Genomic DNA, 15,762 nt, shown 5'->3' on the forward strand with positions numbered 1-15,762 from the left:
GGTGTCGCTATGCCGGACCTTGCGCCCTTGCGCCCCGGGGACCCCGAGCGGGTGCGCGAGTACCGGCTCACCGCGCGTCTCGGCGAGGGGGGCCAGGGAACGGTCTACCTCGGTGAGTCCGAGTCGGGAGCGCGCGTCGCGGTCAAGCTGCTCCGTGCCGACCTCGCACAGGACGAGGAGGCTTTGGAACGTTTCGTTCGCGAGGTCAGCACGACCCAGCGGGTCTCGCCGTTCTGCACCGCCGCGGTGCTGGACACCGGAGTGGACCAGCACCGGCCGTACATCGTCAGCGAGTACATCGACGGCCCGACGCTCGACGCGGTCGTGGCCGCCGAGGGCCCACGCTCGGGCTCGGCGCTGCACCGCCTCGCGATCGGCACGGTCACCGCGCTCGTCGCGATCCACCAGGCGGGGATCGTGCACCGCGACTTCAAGCCGTCCAACGTGCTGCTCGCGCCCGACGGCCCCCGCGTCATCGACTTCGGCATCGCCAAGGCCCTCGACCGGACCTCGACGCTGACCGCGATGGCGATCGGCACCCCCTCCTACATGACCCCCGAGCAGCTCGCGGGGGAGGCGGCCGGCTCGGCCGCCGACATGTTCGCCTGGGGCTGCACCATGGTCTTCGCCGCCACCGGGGCACCGCCGTTCGGCACCGACAGCCTGCCGGCGATCTTCAACCGCATCATGAACGCCGAGCCGGACCTGTCGGCCATCGGCGACGCCGCCCTGCGCGAGCTGGTGGGCGACTGCCTGGCCAAGGACGCCAAGCTCCGGCCGACGGCGAGCGAGGCGCTGATGCGCCTGCTCGGCCACAGCGGCGCGGGCACGACGGGCGGTGCGCCCCCGGTCCCGCCCCAGGGGATCCTCGCCGAGGGCTCGGCCGCGGCCGCCCAGCAGACCGGCCCGGGTCCGGACGGCTTCCCCCACCCGCAGGGCGCCCACGGCCACGCGCCGCACCGGACCGGCCCCGGAGGCTTCGCCCACCCGGCCGGACCGGGCGGGTTCGCCCACCCGGCCGGCCCCGGCGGCCACCCCCAGCAGACCGGTCCGGGCGGCTACCCGCCGCACCAGACCGGCCCGGGCGGCTTCCCGCAGCAGGCGGGTCCGGGCGGTTACCCGCCGCACCAGACCGGCCCCGGCGGGTTCGGGCAGACCACGTACGGTGTCCCGCCGCAGGGCGGCGCGCCCCACCCCGGCCCCGAGGGGCACCCGGGCGGCGTGTTCGCGCAGCCCACGGCCCCCGGCGGGCAGGCGCCGCACCCGGGCCCCGGCGGGTACGGCCAGCAGCCTTCGTACGGTGCGCCGCAGGGCGCCGCGCCGTACGGAGGACCCGGCGGCCACGGCGGCCACGGCGGGCCCGGGGGACAGGGCGCCGGGGCGCGCGGGACCGGGCGGGTGCGCCGGGTCTGGATCGCGGTCGGCGCGGGGCTCGCGGTGGCGCTCGTCGCCGGCGGCGGCGTCACGCTGGCGCTGCGGGACGGCGGGTCCGAGGTGACGCCGTCCCCCTCGGCGGCCGCCAGCGCGCCCGCGACGCAGGACGCCACGCCCAGCCCGGTCGCGGCCCGGGTGCCGGAGGCCACCCGGGAGATCAAGCTCCCGGGCAGCTCCACCACGATCCACGAGAGCGACGAGGACCCGATCCGGCTGACCTCCTACAGCCTGGAGACGGCCGGGAAGTTCCACGTCTACGCCCGCGAGCACGGCGCGAACGACTTCGCCGCCGCCGACCAGTACATCGACTACACGGTGAACCCCGAGGGCACCGGGGCGCTGGCCACCGATCTGAAGTACGACACGGAAAGCTACGCCCTGGTCTCGATCATCGACCGGGCCGGCGGCGCGGTGAACAAGGTCAGGCTCACCAAGGCCCCGGTCTACCCGTCGCTGCCGCAGTGGTCGCCGGACGGGAAGCAGGGACTGGTCACGCTGTACCGGGCGGACACCGACGCGACCAAGCCCAGCCACCCGTACGGCTACGCGATCATCGACATCGCCACCCGCAAGGCGAAGATCGTCAAGGTGAAGGAGAAGGACGCCGGGACGTGGAGCTACTTCTGGCGGGGTGACGGCCGCGCGGTCGGCACCTGGGCGATCGACGGCGACACCCGCCGCATCCGCTTCTACGACCTGCAGGGCACGATCCTGCAGACCCTGCTCGACGTGGGCAAGCCGCTCACCGTCGAGGGGGAGGACGTCAACCCGTCCGGGTCGCTGATCATGACGTACTGCAAGGGGACCGAGCAGGAGATCTGCGTCTGGTCCACCGCCGCCGACGGGGAGCCGCAGGCCCGCATCCCCTTCGTGACGGAGCGGGTCGTCGGCTGGTACGACGACCAGCACATCGCGGCCTGGCGGGCGAAGGGTTCCGGCTTCGAGGCGGTCGTGATCGACCTGAAGGGCGAGGTCAAGCGGGTGCTCGCGGAGACCTCGGACGCCAAGGAGTACGAGAAGCAGTTCATGCGCTACACCCGGGTGAGCTGACCCGCCGTACTCCGCCCGGGCCCGGGCGGAGTACGGCGGTCCGGGCGTGCTCCGGCCACCGGGACACGGCCTCTGCGAGGGTACGGCGAAGGCCCCGGCGCACGGCCGGGGCCTTCGGGGTCCCACGGGTGTCCGCGGCGGCCCGGTCCCGCGACAGGCGGGAGCGGGGGTCACGGCAGGGCGAGCATCCGGTCCAGGGCGACCTTGGCCCAGTGGGTGGTGTCGGGGTCCACGGTGATCCGGTTGACGACCTGGCCGGCGGCCAGGGACTCCAGCGCCCAGACCAGGTGCGGCAGGTCGATCCGGTTCATCGTCGAGCAGTAGCAGACGGTCCGGTCCAGGAACGACACGTTCTTGTCGGGGAACATCGCCCCGAGCCGCTTGACCAGGTTGAGCTCGGTGCCGATGGCCCAGGAGGAGCCGGCCGGGGCCTCGGTGAGCTTCTTGATGATGTGCTCGGTCGAGCCGACGTGGTCGGCCTTGACGACCACCTCGTGCCGGCACTCGGGGTGGACCAGCACGTTGACGCCGGGGATGCGCGCTCGGACGTCGTCCACGCTCTCCGCGGTGAACCGGCCGTGCACCGAGCAGTGCCCCCGCCACAGGATCATCTTGGCGTCGCGGAGCTGCTGCTCGGTCAGGCCGCCGTTCGGCCGGTGCGGGTTGTAGACGACGCAGTCGTCCAGGGACAGGCCCATCTCCAGCACGGCCGTGTTGCGGCCCAGGTGCTGGTCGGGCAGGAACAGCACCTTCTCGCCGCGGGAGAAGGCCCAGTCCAGGGCCCGGCGCGCGTTGGAGGAGGTGCACACGGCACCGCCGTTGCGCCCGCAGAACGCCTTGATGTCGGCGCTGGAGTTCATGTAGGTGATCGGCACCGTGACGTCGGCGATCCCGGCGTCGGCGAGCGCGTCCCAGCACTCCTCGACCTGGTCGAAGGTGGCCATGTCGGCCATGGAGCACCCGGCCGCCATGTCCGGGAGCACGACCTTCTGGGAGTCGCCGGTCAGGATGTCGGCCGACTCGGCCATGAAGTGCACGCCGCAGAAGACGATGTACTCGGCCTCGGGACGGGCCGCGGCCTGCTGGGCGAGCTTGAACGAGTCGCCGGTCACGTCGGCGAACCGGATGACCTCGTCGCGCTGGTAGTGGTGGCCGAGCACGAAGACCCGGTCGCCGAGCGCCGCCTTGGCCCGCTCCGCGCGCTCCACGAGCGCCGGATCGGAGGCCGGCGGCAGCTCACCCGGGCAGTCCACCCCGCGCTCACTGTGCGGGTCGGCCTGGCGGCCGAGGACGAAGAGCGGAAGCCCGGTCTCGGTGGTCGTCACGACCACACCCCCTTATCGTCTAAGTGACGACTAATCATGACACACGGTCCGGGGGATTTATTCCGAGGGGGCGGGGGATCGGAATGCATGGCATCCCGCGGGTGTTGGTAGCGTCTGAGAAGGACGTCAGAAACAGACAGCCGTTCAGACGGGCGGTTGACGTAGACGCGGGAGTCACCACATGTCGGTTGAGAGCAGCGAGACCACGGCGCAGGGCCTGATCCTGAGCGACGCGGCCGCGGCCAAGGTCAAGAGCCTGCTGGAGCAGCAGGGCGAGGAGGGCCTCCAGCTGCGTGTGGCCGTGCAGCCCGGCGGCTGCTCCGGCCTGCGCTACCAGCTCTTCTTCGACGACCGTTCGATGGACGGCGACGTCGTCACGGACTTCAACGGTGTCAGCGTGGTCACCGACCGGATGAGCGCGCCGTACCTCGTGGGCGCCACGGTCGACTTCGTCGACACGATCGAGAAGCAGGGCTTCACGATCGACAACCCGAACGCCACGGGCTCCTGCGCCTGCGGCGACTCGTTCAACTGAGCCGGCCGTACGGCCGACACACCTGAAAAGCCCTGCCGGGTGAGACGTTCCTCACCCGGCAGGGCTTTCACGTGCCATGACTTGGCGTATTCTTGCGTGGCTCACCGCCCGAAGATGCTGACAACGAGGAGAAGGATCCCGTGCGCATCGCCGTCACCGGCTCAATCGCGACCGACCATCTGATGACCTTCCCGGGCAGGTTCGGTGATCAGCTGATCGCCGACCAGCTCGACCGGGTCTCCCTGTCGTTCCTCGTGGACGACCTGCAAGTCCGCCGTGGCGGCTGCGCGGCCAACATCGCCTTCGGCATGGGCTGCCTGGGCCTGTCGCCGATCCTGGTCGGCGCGGTCGGCGCCGACTTCGCCGACTACCGCTCCTGGCTGGAGCGCCACGGCGTCGACTGCGGCTCGGTGCACATCTCCGAGACGTACCACACGGCCCGCTTCCTGTGCACCACCGACGAGGAGCACAACCAGATCGCGTCGTTCTACACCGGCGCGATGGCCGACGCCCGGCTGATCGAGCTGCAGCCGATCGCCGACCGGGTGGGCGGCCTCGACCTGGTGCTGGTCAGCCCCAACGACCCCGACGCGATGCTCCGGCACACCGACGAGGCCCGCCAGCGCGCGATCCCGTTCGCCGCCGACCCCTCCCAGCAGCTGGCCCGCATGTCCGGCGAGGACATCCGCCTGCTGATCGACGGCGCCGCCTACCTGTTCAGCAACGACTACGAGAAGGGCCTGATCGAGCAGAAGACGGGCTGGTCCGACGAGGAGGTCCTCGACCGGGTCGGCGTCCGCGTCACCACGCTCGGTCCCAAGGGCGCCGTGATCGACCGCAAGGGCGAGCCGTCGCTGCACGTCTCCCCGGCCCCCGAGCTCGGCAAGGCCGACCCCACCGGCGTCGGCGACGCCTTCCGCGCGGGCTTCCTGGCGGGTCTGGCCTGGGGCCTGTCCCTGGAGCGCTGCGGCCAGATCGGCAACCTCACCGCCACGCACGTCCTGGAGCGCGTCGGCTGCCAGGAGTACGAGCTCGGCCAGAAGGTCTTCCTGGAGCGCTTCGCCGACGCCTACGGCGCCGAGGCCGCCGCCGAGGTGGCCGGATTCGTGCGCTGCCACCACGCCTGACCCCGCCGGGCCCCGGGACCGGTCTCCACGGACCGGCCCCGGACCTCGCCGGGGTCTCAGGCCCTGGCGTAGACGCGGTGGACGAAGTCCGCGAGCTTGTCGTCCGGCAGGTTCTTGGCCAGGTCGGCCTCACTGATCATGCCGACGATCCGGCCGTTCTCGATGACCGGAAGCCGCTTGATCTGGTTCTGCTCCATCTTGGTGAGGGCCTCCTCGACGCTGGCCTCGGCCGGCACCCAGACCAGCCCGGTGGCGAGCTCTCCGGCGGTGGTCCGCGCCGGGTCCTTGCCCTCGGCGATGCACTTCACGATGATGTCGCGGTCGGTGATGATCCCCTTGAGCCGGTCGTCGCTGCCGCAGATGGGCAGCGCCCCGACGTTCATCTCCCGCATGAGCTGCGCGGCGCGGTCGAGCGTCTCCTCGGCCTGGATGCACTGGCAGCCGGCGCTCATCAGATCCTTGGCGGTCTCCCCGCTCATGGTGTCTCCCCCCGAGAACGTATGAACAGCACTTCGGGGGGAGCCGTACCCGTTTTCGGGCGAATCAGTAATTGCGCCGCACGTGGATCGCCCAGCCGCCCTCGGGGAGCTCGTGGCTGGCCACGTGGCGGTGGGACTTCAGCCGGCACCAGGCGGGCACGTCCGTGAAGGCCGCGGGATCGTCGGCGAGGACGGAGACGACCGCGTTCAGCGGGACCTCGTTGATCCGCTCGGCGAGCATGATGATCGGGATCGGGCACTTCTTGCCCAGCGCGTCGATGGTCAGCGCCGGCGGCTGCACGGCCTCCTCCGCAGGGGCCTGTCTGGACGACATCACGCTCTCACTCCCCGACTTCTTCCTCACGACCTGACCCCGGCCTCCTCGCGGATCCTGCGCACCGTCTCCGGCAGCAGGGCGAGGAAGCGGTCGACGTCCGCGGCGGACGCGCCCCGGGGCAGCGATACCCGGACATTCCCATGCGTAAGCACGCCCATGGCTTCCAGGACGTGCGATGGACGAAGCGTACTCGCCGTGCAGGAACTTCCGGAGGACACGGCGAAACCGGCCCGGTCCAGCTCGGTCAGCAGCGCCTCGCCCTCCACGTAGAGGCAGGAGAAGGTGACGATGTGCGGCACCCGCGCGACGGGATCGCCGATCACCTCGACGTCGGGGACGAGCCGGGGCACCTCGGACCTGATCCGGTCGACCAGCGCCGACAGGCGCTCGCCCTCGCGGGCCGACTCGGCCGCCATGGCCCGCAGCGCGGCGGCGGCCGCGACCACCGCGGGCACGTTCTCGAACCCCGGGACCCGGCGGCGCTCCCGGTCGTCCTCCGGCAGCGGGCTGCGCCACCGGGTGCCCTTGCGGACCGCCAGCACGCCGACGCCGGCGGGCCCGCCCCACTTGTGCGCGCTGGCGGTCAGCACCGACCACCCGGCGGGCACCGGCAGGCGGCCCGCCGTCTGCGCGGCGTCCACCAGCAGCGGCACCCCGGCCGCGGCGCACGCCTCCGCGGCCTCGGCCACCGGCTGGACCGTGCCGACCTCGTGGTTGGCGCTCTGCAGGCAGGCCAGCGCCGTGCCCTCGGCGGCGACCGCGGCGCCGAACTCCGCCGGATCGACCATGCCGGTACGGCCGACGCCCACCGGGGCCACCTCGCCGCCGTCGCGTTCGTGCACGCCCGCGGCGTGCAGCACGCTGGAGTGCTCCACCGCCGAGACGACCAGGCGGCGGCCCGCGCGGCGCCGCCCCGCCAGGGCGCCCAGCACGCCCAGGTGGACCGCCTGGGTGCCGGACGCGGTGAAGGAGAGCTCGTCCGGCCGGGCGCCGAGCACCTCGGCGATCTCCTCCCGCGCCTGTTCCAGTAACATCCTTGCCCGGCGGGCGGAACCGTACAGCCGTGCGGGGTCGGCCCAGCCGGCGTCGAGCGCCGCCACCAGCGCCTCGCGTGCCCGGGGATGCAGCGGCTCGGTGGAGGCCGCGTCGAAGTACGCCACGCCCCAATCGTCGCATCCCGCACGCCACAACCGGGGGCGGGCGGGGGACCGGGGGCGGTCCGCGCTAATGTGTCCCCCAGCGTGAAGCTGTGAACTGCATGCTGTGAACCTGAATAAACGACCGCCCAGGAGCGACTCTTGGGCTTCATCTGTGGGGTAGGCGATCCGTGAGTCCGACCCGCCGTTCTGCACGGCGTCCGTTGGCCCGCCGCCGGGTGCCACGCACTGCCGCTCTGGCGCTGCTGCTGGTGTCCGCGACGGCGTGCAGTGCCGAAGAGTGGTCCCGAGGCGGCATGCCGAAGGGCATCACCAAGCAGGCCGAGGCCGTCCAGAGTCTGTGGAACGGATCCTGGATCGCGGCGCTCGCCACCGGCGCGGTCGTGTGGGGCCTGATCCTGTGGTCCGCCGCGTTCCACCGCAAGCGGAAGAACTCCGCGGAGCTGCCGCCGCAGGTGCGCTACAACCTGCCGATCGAGATGCTCTACACGATCGTGCCGCTGATCATGGTCAGCGTGCTGTTCTACTTCACCGCCCGGGACCAGAACTACATCAACGAGATGTCGGCCACCCCGGACGTGAAGGTCAAGGTGGAGGGCTTCCAGTGGAGCTGGCGCTTCACCACCGAGGTCGGCGGCAAGCAGGCCCAGGTGATCGGCCGGCCCGCGGACAGCTACAAGGCCGCCGAGGCCCCGGAGCTGGTGCTCCCGGTGAAGAAGCGGATCGAGTTCGACCTGGTCTCGCCGGACGTCATCCACTCCTTCTGGGTGCCGGCCTTCCAGTTCAAGCGCGACGTGATCCCGGGCGTGCAGAACAAGTTCCAGGTCGAGACGCTGGATGAGCCCGGAACCTACGCCGGCCGCTGCGCCGAGCTGTGCGGTGTGGACCACAGCCGGATGCTCTTCCGCGTGAAGCTCGTCTCCCAGGCCGAATTCGACCAGTACATCGCTAGCCAGGCGGGTGCCCAGTGACCGCAGAAAACCAGCCCGGCGCCCCCGCGCCGGTGCCGACCCGCAAAGGTTCGATCATCGCGAAGTGGGCGTCGTCCACCGACCACAAGGTGATCGGCAACCTCTACTTCATCACCTCGTTCGTGTTCTTCCTGATCGGCGGCGTGATGGCGCTGGTCATGCGGGCGGAGCTGGCCCAGCCGGGCCTGCAGTTCACCAGCAACGAGCAGTTCAACCAGCTGTTCACCATGCACGGCACGGTCATGCTGCTGATGTTCGCCACCCCGCTGTTCGCCGGCTTCGCCAACGCGATCATGCCGCTGCAGATCGGCGCGCCCGACGTGGCGTTCCCCCGCCTGAACATGGTCAGCTACTGGCTCTTCCTGTTCGGCAGCACCATCGCCCTGTCGGGCTTCTTCACCCCGAACGGCGCGGCCAGCTTCGGCTGGTTCGCCTACACCCCGCTGTCGAACGCGATCAGCTCGCCGGGCATCGGCGGCGACCTGTGGATCGCCGGCCTGACCATCAGCGGTCTGGGCACGATCCTCGGCTCGGTCAACTTCATCACCACGATCGTCTGCATGCGCGCGCCGGGACTGACCATGTTCCGGATGTCGATCTTCACCTGGAACATCCTGCTCACCTCGATCCTGGTGCTGATGGCCTTCCCGGTGCTGGCCGCCGCGCTGCTCGCGCTGTACTCCGACCGCAAGCTCGGCACCCACATCTTCGACCCGGCCACCGGCGGCGCGCTGCTCTGGCAGCACCTGTTCTGGTTCTTCGGCCACCCCGAGGTGTACATCATCGCGCTGCCGTTCTTCGGCATCGTGACGGAGATCCTGCCGGTCTTCAGCCGCAAGCCGCTCTTCGGCTACATCGGCCTGGTCGGCGCGACCATCGCCATCGCCGGTCTGTCGATCACCGTGTGGGCGCACCACATGTTCCCGACCGGCCAGGTGCTGCTGCCGTTCTTCTCGTTCATGACGTTCCTCATCGCGGTCCCGACCGGGGTGAAGTTCTTCAACTGGATCGGCACCATGTGGCGGGGCCACCTGTCGTTCGAGTCGCCGATGCTGTTCTCGGTCGGCTTCCTGGTCACCTTCCTGTTCGGCGGCCTGACCGGCGTCATCCTGGCCTCCCCGCCGCTGGACTTCCAGGTGACGGACTCCTACTTCGTGGTGGCGCACTTCCACTACGTCGTCTTCGGCACCGTGGTCTTCGCGATGTTCGCCGGCTTCTACTTCTGGTGGCCGAAGCTCACCGGCAAGATGCTCAACGACGCGCTCGGCAAGTTCCACTTCTGGACGCTGTTCGTCGGCTTCCACGCCACCTTCCTGGTCCAGCACTGGCTGGGCGCGCAGGGCTTCCCGCGCCGTTACGCCGACTACAGCCCGATCGACGGCTTCACCGACCTGAACATGGTCTCCTCGATCGGCGCGTTCCTGCTGGGCGCCTCCACGCTGCCGTTCCTCTACAACGTGTGGAAGACGGCCAAGAGCGCGCCCAAGGTCACCGTGGACGACCCGTGGGGCTACGGCAACTCCCTGGAGTGGGCGACCTCCTGCCCGCCGCCGCGGCACAACTTCACCTCGCTGCCGCGCATCCGGTCCGAGCGTCCCGCGTTCGACCTCAAGCACCCGTACGCCCCGGCCAAGCGTGAGCTGGAGGAGGTCCGATGAAGGTTCAGGGCTGGCTGTTCATCCTCTGCGGCATCTTCTTCGCCGCGGTGGACGTCGTCTACTGGTTCTGGTCCAAGGAGCCGGTCGGCACGACGGCGATGGCGATCTCGGTCGGCTTCGCGCTCATGATCGGTTACTACCTGATGTACACCGCCCGGCGGATCGGCGACCAGCCGTCGGACAACAAGCAGGGCGAGATCAGCGACGACGCGGGCGAGCTGGGCTTCTTCAGCCCGCACAGCTGGTGGCCGCTCTTCGTCTGCCTGGCCGTCGCGCTCGCCACCGTGGGCCTGGTCATCGGCTGGTGGCTGTTCATCATCGGCGTCTTCGCGATCATCATGGCCATGATCGGTTTCGTCTTCGAGTACTACCGGGGCAACTTCTCGCACTGAGCGCACTGAGCGCACCGGGTGCGCCGAGCGGGCCGAGCGGGCCGAGAGGCAGCGCGGGCGTCACCGGGACGGACGCCCTCCGGACGCCGGAAGCGGGCCGTGGAATTCCTTCCACGGCCCGCTTTTTGGATTTGTTTGAGGTTTGTTGATCACTCGCGTATCTCTGCGACGTGCTCGCCCGCTTACTCCGGGTAATAACGAAATCTGGAGACAGGCCGGGAAGAGGGAGTGCACGTGCGGCAGGCGATCCGTGGTTCGACCTATGGGCCGGGGCTGCTCGCCCTGGCGCTGGCGGTGTCATGCCCGGCGGCCGCCGCCGCGGGCACCGAGGGCGCGACGGAGCCGTCCGCGCGGGCCGGCGCGGCCGCGCCGCAGGCGGTGCGCGAGAAGCCCGCCGTGATGGTGATGCCCTCCGACGGCAGTCAGGGGGTGCCGACCGACACGACCGTCCTGGTCGGCGTCCGGGGAGGGACCCTGGAGAAGGTCACCGTACGGGCCGTGAAGGGCTCCAAGGGCGCTTTTGGGGCGGCGCTGCCGGGCGTGCTGAGCGCCGACGGCACCCAGTGGCGGAGCCGGGGGACGGCGGCCCCCGGGACCACCTACGAGGTCACCGTGCTGGCGGCCGATCCGGAGGGCGGCACGACGGAGTCCACCAGCTCCTTCACCACGGTCCGGGCCACCGAGGGCTTCGCCGTGCAGAGCCTCATGCCGCACAGGGACTACACCGGTCTCACCGTGGGCGTCGGCATGCCCATCATGATCACATTCGACCGGGACGTCACCGACCGGCTCTCCGTCGAGCGCAACCTGCTGCTGCGCACCTCCAAGCCGGTCCACGGCGCCTGGCACTGGTTCGACGACCGGAACGTGCACTTCCGGCCGAAGCGGTTCTGGCCCGCCCACACCCGGGTCCGCCTGGAGGCGCGGCTGTCGGGGGTGCGCGGCGGCGAGGGTCTGTACGGCAGGCGCGACCACGTCCTCGACTTCCGGATCGGCAGATCCCAGATCACCTCGGGCAGCGTCCACGCCCACCGCCTGACGGTCCGGCGCGACGGCGAGGAGATCAGGGAGATCCCGATGAGCGCGGGGCAGGGCGGCGTCTGGAAGTACCACACGACCAGCGGCATCCACCTGGCCATGTCCCGCGAGCCGGTGACCATCATGATCTCACCCGGCATCGGTCCCGGTCAGCCCGGCTACTACCGCAAGACCGTCTACAACACCGTCCGGATCTCCAACAGCGGCGAGTACGTCCACAGCGCCCCGTGGTCGGTCGGCTCGCAGGGCCGCGCCAACGTGAGCCACGGCTGCGTCAACGTCAGCCCGGCCAATGCGCGCTGGTTCATCGACAACACCCTGATCGGCGACCCCATCATCATCACCGGCTCGCCCCGCGAGCTCGAACCCACCAACGGCTGGGGCCACTGGCAGGAGGACTGGGCGCAGTGGACCAGGTGGAGCACGCTCAAGGGCTTCACCACCGAGGGGATCGGGTCCTCCGCCGGCCAGTGACGGCGGGGCGGACCGGCCGCGGGTCCTCCGCCGACCGGTGAAGGCGGGGACGGACCGTCCGCCGGATGCGCCGGACCGGCGGGAACGCGGGAGCGGCGCCTGAATGGATGGAACCCGGGCAGGGGCGGGAACGACGGAGGGCCCGGGCGGATGATCCGCCCGGGCCCTCTTCTTCCGCCGTACCGCCGGTCCGTCAGTGGACGGCGGGCTTGTCGTCCCCACCGGCGCCGACGGCCGCGTGGTCGTCGTGACCGTGGCCGTCACCGTGACCGTCGTCCAGCGGGATCTTCTCACCGCCGTAGGCGGCGCTCATCTTGGCCCGGAGCCTGCCGATCGGGCCGCGCAGGGCCTTCGGCGGGACGCCGCCGTCGGAGCCGTTCCCGGCACCCGGAAGGGTCGGGACCGCCTCCTTGCCGCGCATGTGGGCCTCGATGTCCTGCGCCGGGGGCACGTGGACCTCGATGTACTCGCCGTGGGGCAGGCGCTTGATGACGCCCGACTCCACGCCGTGCCCGATGATCGCCGCGTCCTTGCGCTGCAGGCCGAGGCAGATGCGGTAGGTGACCACGTAGGCGATCACCGGGGCCACGAAGACCAGGACCCGGCCCACGTAGGTGGTCCAGTTCAGCGAGACGTGCAGGACCCAGGAGAGCTCGTCGTTCGCGCCCAGCAGCCACAGCACGCCGTAGAACGTCATCGCGGAGATGCCGATCGCGGTGCGGTGCGGGTTGTTGCGGGGACGGTCCACGACGTGGTGCTCGCGGTTGTCGCCGGTGATCCAGCGTTCGGCGAACGGGTACACCGCCAGGCCCGTCATGATGATGCCCATCGGGACCAGCGCCGGGATCAGCACGCTCAGCGGGATCGTGCCGCCGCCCTGCCCGAACAGGTTGATCTCCCACGAGGGCATCAGGCGCAGCGCGCCCTCCAGGAAGCCCATGTAGAAGTCGGGCTGAGAACCCGCCGAGATGTCCGCCGGCGTGTAGGGGCCGAACAGCCAGATCGGGTTGATCTGGGCGAAGGTCCCCAGCAGGGCGATGACACCGAAGGTGAACATGAAGTAGGCGCCGGCCTTGGCCATGAAGGCCGGGTAGAACGGCGCGCCCACCACGTTCTTGTTCGTCCGGCCCTTGCCCGGCATCTGGGTGTGCTTCTGCACCCACATGAGGATCATGTGGGCGGAGATCAGGCCCAGCAGGATGCCCGGGATGAGCAGGATGTGCAGCGAGTAGAACCGGGAGATGACGTCCTCGCCCGGATATTCGCCGCCGAACAGGAAGAACGTGATCCAGGTGCCGACCAGCGGCAGCGAGATGGCCACGCCCTCGGTGATCCGCAGACCGGCGCCGGAGAGCAGGTCGTCGGGGAGGGAGTAGCCGGTCAGGCCCTCCAGCAGGGCCAGGGTCAGCAGGCCGACGCCGATCAGCCAGTTCAGCTCGCGCGGCTTGCGGTAGGCCCCGGTGAAGAACACGCGGAGCATGTGGACCATCATGCCGGCCACGAACAGCAGCGCCGCCCAGTGGTGCATCTGCCGCATGAGCAGGCCGCCGCGGACGTCGAAGCTGATCTCCAGCGCCGAGGCGTACGCCGCCGACATGCCGATGCCCTGGAGCGGGGCGTAGGAGCCCTCGTAGATCACGTGCTCCATGCTCGGCTTGAAGAAGAACGTCAGGAACGTGCCGGTCAGCAGCAGGACGATGAACGAGTAGAGCGCGATCTCACCCAGCAGGAACGACCAGTGGTCCGGGAACACCTTGCGGAGGTTGCGCCGCATGAAGTTCCCGGCGCCCAGCCGGTCGTCGAGGAACGAGCTGGTGCCGGCGATGGGCTTCGGGACGGTTCCGTCACTCATGACTGGCCTCCCTTCTCACGGGCTTCGGCCTCGGCGTCGCCGCGTTCCCAGAAGCTCGGCCCCGGCGGGACCGGGAAGTCCCCGGTGGCCACGAGGTAGCCCTCGCCGTCCACCGCGATGGGCAGCTGGGGCAGCGGCCGGGCGGCCGGGCCGAAGACGACCTTGGCGCCGTCGGCTGCGTCGAAGGTCGACTGGTGGCACGGGCACAGGATGTGGTGCGTGGTCTGCTCGTACAGTGCAGCGGGGCAGCCGACGTGCGTGCAGATTTTAGAGTATGCGACGATCCCGTCCGGTGCCCAGTTGCGGTTGGTGCCGGACTTGAGCTCCTCGGGGCGGAACTTGATCAGGATGAGCGTGGACTTGGCCAGCTCGTTCAGATCGTGCTCGTAGCCCTCGGGGACCACCGACAGGATGCCGCCGGGGGAGTTGAAGTCCGCCGCGCGGATCGGCGCGCCGGTGCCCTCGACGACGAGCCTGCGCTGCTTGCCCTCCTTGGTCTTCTCGCCCCAGACGGTGTGCCGCAGCTTCTTCGGGAAGTCGGCGTACTCGTGCGGGCCGAGGTCCTTCAGCAGCACCAGCGGCGCCAGGCCGAGCGGGGCCGCGGCGGCCAGCAGCGTACGGCGCAGCAGCGGCCGCTTGGTGATGCCGCTCTCGGCCGCGCCCTGCAGGAAGGTCTCGCCGACGTACGCCCGGGTCTCGCCGTCGGAGGCCATCTCGTGGCGCTCCTGGACGAGCTTGTACTTGGGCATGACCATGCGGACCCAGACCACGATGCCCGAAGCCAGGGCCAGCAGCGCCACCGTGAGCGAGCTGCCCAGGGCCAGGTTCGAGGTCGCCGCGCTGTCCAGGTCGCCGACCTGGAAGGCCACGTAGGAGACGATGAACGCGATGCCCGCCAGGAACGTGAGGAGGAAGCAGAAGGCGGCGATCCGCTCGCCCTTCTTCGCCGTCGCCTCGTCCTGCAGGTCCACGCCGGGGAGCTCGGCCGGGCCGGTGCGCTCCTCCGCGCCGAGCAGCGGCGTGCCGGTGGCGGCGTGCGAGGGAGTGCCGATGACGCGCTTGGGAACGCGCTCACCCGGCTGCTCGATGTCGTGATTGTTGTCTGTCATTGGGCCTGTCGCCTCTTCGCGGTGATCCAGATAGCGGCCAGCGAGAGAAGGCTGAGACCCACGATCCAGGCGACCAGACCCTCGGTGACGGGGCCGATGCGGCCGAGGTCGGCGCCACCCGGATCCTTCTGCTCGCGCACGCCCACGATGTAGGCGATCATGTCCCGCTTCTGCTCGGGGGTGATGATGCTGTCGTTGAACACCGGCATGGCCTGCGGGCCGGTGATCATGGCCTCGTAGATCTGCTTCTCGCTCGCCGGGTAGAGCGGAGGCGCGTACTTGCCCTGGGTCAGCGCGCCGCCCTCGCCGGTGAAGTTGTGGCACTGGATGCAGTTGGCGCGGAAGAGCTCACCGCCCTTGGCCTTGTCGCCCTTGGAGGCGTCGACCTGCTCGGCCGTCGGGATGGTCGGGCCACCGCCGAGCGACTGGATGTACGCGGCGAGCTGCCGGACGGTGTCGTCGTTCACCCACGGTGCGGGCTGCTTGCGCGGGGCCTGCGCTCCGGGGTTGGACAGGGGCATGCGGCCGCTGCTGACCTGGAAGTCCACGGAGGCGGCGCCCACGCCCACGAGGCCGGGACCGCGGTCCTCGACGCCCTCGGCGTTGAGGCCGTGGCAGCTGGAGCAGCTCTGCTCGAAGAGCTTCTTGCCCTCCGCCACGTCGTCGGCCTTGCCGGAGGCGATGGCCGCGTCGGCCCGCTCGCTCGTCGGGGCCGCCAGGGTGTATGTGAACCCCAGCAGCCCCAAGGCCAGAAGCAGGACGGCGTATCTCGCGAGGGGATGCCGCCGCCCAGCGGTGATCCTATTCACAGAGATCCCCGATTC

The 15,762-nt window shown here is 70.4% G+C and carries 14 protein-coding genes; 7 read left to right on the top strand and 7 right to left on the bottom strand.

Annotated features, from left to right (window positions below; all coding sequences use genetic code 11):
• The first annotated feature begins 9 nt into the window (after positions 1 to 9).
• Positions 10 to 2,484, top strand: a complete 2,475-nt coding sequence (locus HS048_RS14280; protein ID WP_196467204.1) for a protein kinase — start codon at positions 10 to 12, stop codon at positions 2,482 to 2,484.
• Between the two features lie 170 nt (positions 2,485 to 2,654).
• Here HS048_RS14280 and nadA read toward each other — a convergent pair whose 3' ends face one another.
• Positions 2,655 to 3,809 carry a quinolinate synthase NadA gene (nadA, locus tag HS048_RS14285; RefSeq protein WP_068894479.1) on the bottom strand — a complete coding sequence of 385 codons (1,155 nt, stop codon included), beginning with the start codon at positions 3,807 to 3,809 and terminating at the stop codon, positions 2,655 to 2,657.
• A gap of 181 nt (positions 3,810 to 3,990) precedes the next feature.
• On the opposite strand from nadA, the gene erpA reads away from it, so the two are divergent.
• Both erpA and HS048_RS14295 read left to right on the top strand, forming a co-directional pair.
• Entirely contained in the window at positions 3,991 to 4,344 is a 354-nt protein-coding gene (gene erpA, locus HS048_RS14290; protein ID WP_068894270.1) for an iron-sulfur cluster insertion protein ErpA, read from the top strand.
• A gap of 140 nt (positions 4,345 to 4,484) precedes the next feature.
• The gene (locus HS048_RS14295) at positions 4,485 to 5,471 is read left to right on the top strand and encodes a carbohydrate kinase family protein (RefSeq protein ID WP_068894269.1); all 987 of its coding nucleotides are present in this window, start codon (positions 4,485 to 4,487) and stop codon (positions 5,469 to 5,471) included.
• A 56-nt stretch (positions 5,472 to 5,527) separates the two neighbouring features.
• On the opposite strand, the gene HS048_RS14300 is transcribed toward HS048_RS14295, so the two are convergent.
• The 3 genes from HS048_RS14300 to HS048_RS14310 form a co-directional block, all read right to left on the bottom strand.
• Positions 5,528 to 5,950, bottom strand: coding sequence for a CBS domain-containing protein (locus HS048_RS14300; protein WP_068894268.1), 423 nt, complete (start codon positions 5,948 to 5,950; stop codon positions 5,528 to 5,530).
• A 64-nt stretch (positions 5,951 to 6,014) separates the two neighbouring features.
• Positions 6,015 to 6,284: a sulfurtransferase TusA family protein gene (locus HS048_RS14305; RefSeq protein WP_068894267.1), complete on the bottom strand. Its 270-nt coding sequence runs from the start codon at positions 6,282 to 6,284 to the stop codon at positions 6,015 to 6,017.
• A 26-nt stretch (positions 6,285 to 6,310) separates the two neighbouring features.
• Complete coding sequence (locus HS048_RS14310) at positions 6,311 to 7,447, bottom strand: aminotransferase class V-fold PLP-dependent enzyme (RefSeq protein WP_196467205.1); 1,137 nt, start codon at positions 7,445 to 7,447, stop codon at positions 6,311 to 6,313.
• A gap of 215 nt (positions 7,448 to 7,662) precedes the next feature.
• On the opposite strand from HS048_RS14310, the gene coxB reads away from it, so the two are divergent.
• The 4 genes from coxB to HS048_RS14330 all read left to right on the top strand — a co-directional run bounded on the left by coxB (position 7,663) and on the right by HS048_RS14330 (position 11,977).
• Positions 7,663 to 8,415 (top strand): cytochrome c oxidase subunit II, encoded by a 753-nt coding sequence (coxB, locus tag HS048_RS14315; protein WP_307832467.1) that lies wholly within the window; start codon positions 7,663 to 7,665, stop codon positions 8,413 to 8,415.
• Complete coding sequence (ctaD, locus tag HS048_RS14320) at positions 8,412 to 10,073, top strand: cytochrome c oxidase subunit I (protein ID WP_196467207.1); 1,662 nt, start codon at positions 8,412 to 8,414, stop codon at positions 10,071 to 10,073. Before coxB ends, ctaD begins: the two co-directional genes overlap by 4 nt.
• The gene (locus tag HS048_RS14325) at positions 10,070 to 10,465 is read left to right on the top strand and encodes a cytochrome c oxidase subunit 4 (RefSeq protein ID WP_068894263.1); all 396 of its coding nucleotides are present in this window, start codon (positions 10,070 to 10,072) and stop codon (positions 10,463 to 10,465) included. The genes ctaD and HS048_RS14325 overlap by 4 nt, the downstream gene beginning before the upstream one ends.
• A 234-nt stretch (positions 10,466 to 10,699) precedes the next feature.
• Positions 10,700 to 11,977, top strand: a complete 1,278-nt coding sequence (locus HS048_RS14330; protein WP_196467208.1) for an Ig-like domain-containing protein — start codon at positions 10,700 to 10,702, stop codon at positions 11,975 to 11,977.
• Positions 11,978 to 12,170: 193 nt separating this feature from the next.
• Here HS048_RS14330 and HS048_RS14335 read toward each other — a convergent pair whose 3' ends face one another.
• Genes HS048_RS14335 through HS048_RS14345 form a run of 3 tightly spaced genes read right to left on the bottom strand, consistent with a single transcriptional unit; the run spans position 12,171 to position 15,747 of the window.
• Positions 12,171 to 13,829 carry a cytochrome bc complex cytochrome b subunit gene (locus HS048_RS14335; RefSeq protein WP_196467209.1) on the bottom strand — a complete coding sequence of 553 codons (1,659 nt, stop codon included), beginning with the start codon at positions 13,827 to 13,829 and terminating at the stop codon, positions 12,171 to 12,173.
• The gene (locus tag HS048_RS14340) at positions 13,826 to 14,938 is read right to left on the bottom strand and encodes a ubiquinol-cytochrome c reductase iron-sulfur subunit (RefSeq protein ID WP_196467210.1); all 1,113 of its coding nucleotides are present in this window, start codon (positions 14,936 to 14,938) and stop codon (positions 13,826 to 13,828) included. The genes HS048_RS14335 and HS048_RS14340 overlap by 4 nt, the downstream gene beginning before the upstream one ends.
• The gene (locus HS048_RS14345; RefSeq protein ID WP_153054055.1) at positions 14,935 to 15,747 is read right to left on the bottom strand and encodes a c-type cytochrome; all 813 of its coding nucleotides are present in this window, start codon (positions 15,745 to 15,747) and stop codon (positions 14,935 to 14,937) included. Before HS048_RS14345 ends, HS048_RS14340 begins: the two co-directional genes overlap by 4 nt.
• Positions 15,748 to 15,762 lie beyond the last annotated feature (15 nt).

The organism is Planomonospora sp. ID91781 (genome assembly GCF_015711595.1).
Taxonomy (GTDB): Bacteria; Actinomycetota; Actinomycetes; order Streptosporangiales; family Streptosporangiaceae; genus Planomonospora; species Planomonospora parontospora.

Bases quoted from the DNA above. Each gene is read 5' to 3' on its own strand.
- HS048_RS14280 (WP_196467204.1), top strand. From the start codon at position 10: ATGCCGGACCTTGCGCCCTTGCGCCCCGGGGACCCCGAGCGGGTGCGC.
- erpA (WP_068894270.1), top strand. From the start codon at position 3,991: ATGTCGGTTGAGAGCAGCGAGACCACGGCGCAGGGCCTGATCCTGAGC.
- HS048_RS14300 (WP_068894268.1), bottom strand. From the start codon at position 5,950: ATGAGCGGGGAGACCGCCAAGGATCTGATGAGCGCCGGCTGCCAGTGC.
- HS048_RS14305 (WP_068894267.1), bottom strand. From the start codon at position 6,284: ATGTCGTCCAGACAGGCCCCTGCGGAGGAGGCCGTGCAGCCGCCGGCG.
- HS048_RS14325 (WP_068894263.1), top strand. From the start codon at position 10,070: ATGAAGGTTCAGGGCTGGCTGTTCATCCTCTGCGGCATCTTCTTCGCC.
- HS048_RS14335 (WP_196467209.1), bottom strand. From the start codon at position 13,829: ATGAGTGACGGAACCGTCCCGAAGCCCATCGCCGGCACCAGCTCGTTC.
- HS048_RS14340 (WP_196467210.1), bottom strand. From the start codon at position 14,938: ATGACAGACAACAATCACGACATCGAGCAGCCGGGTGAGCGCGTTCCC.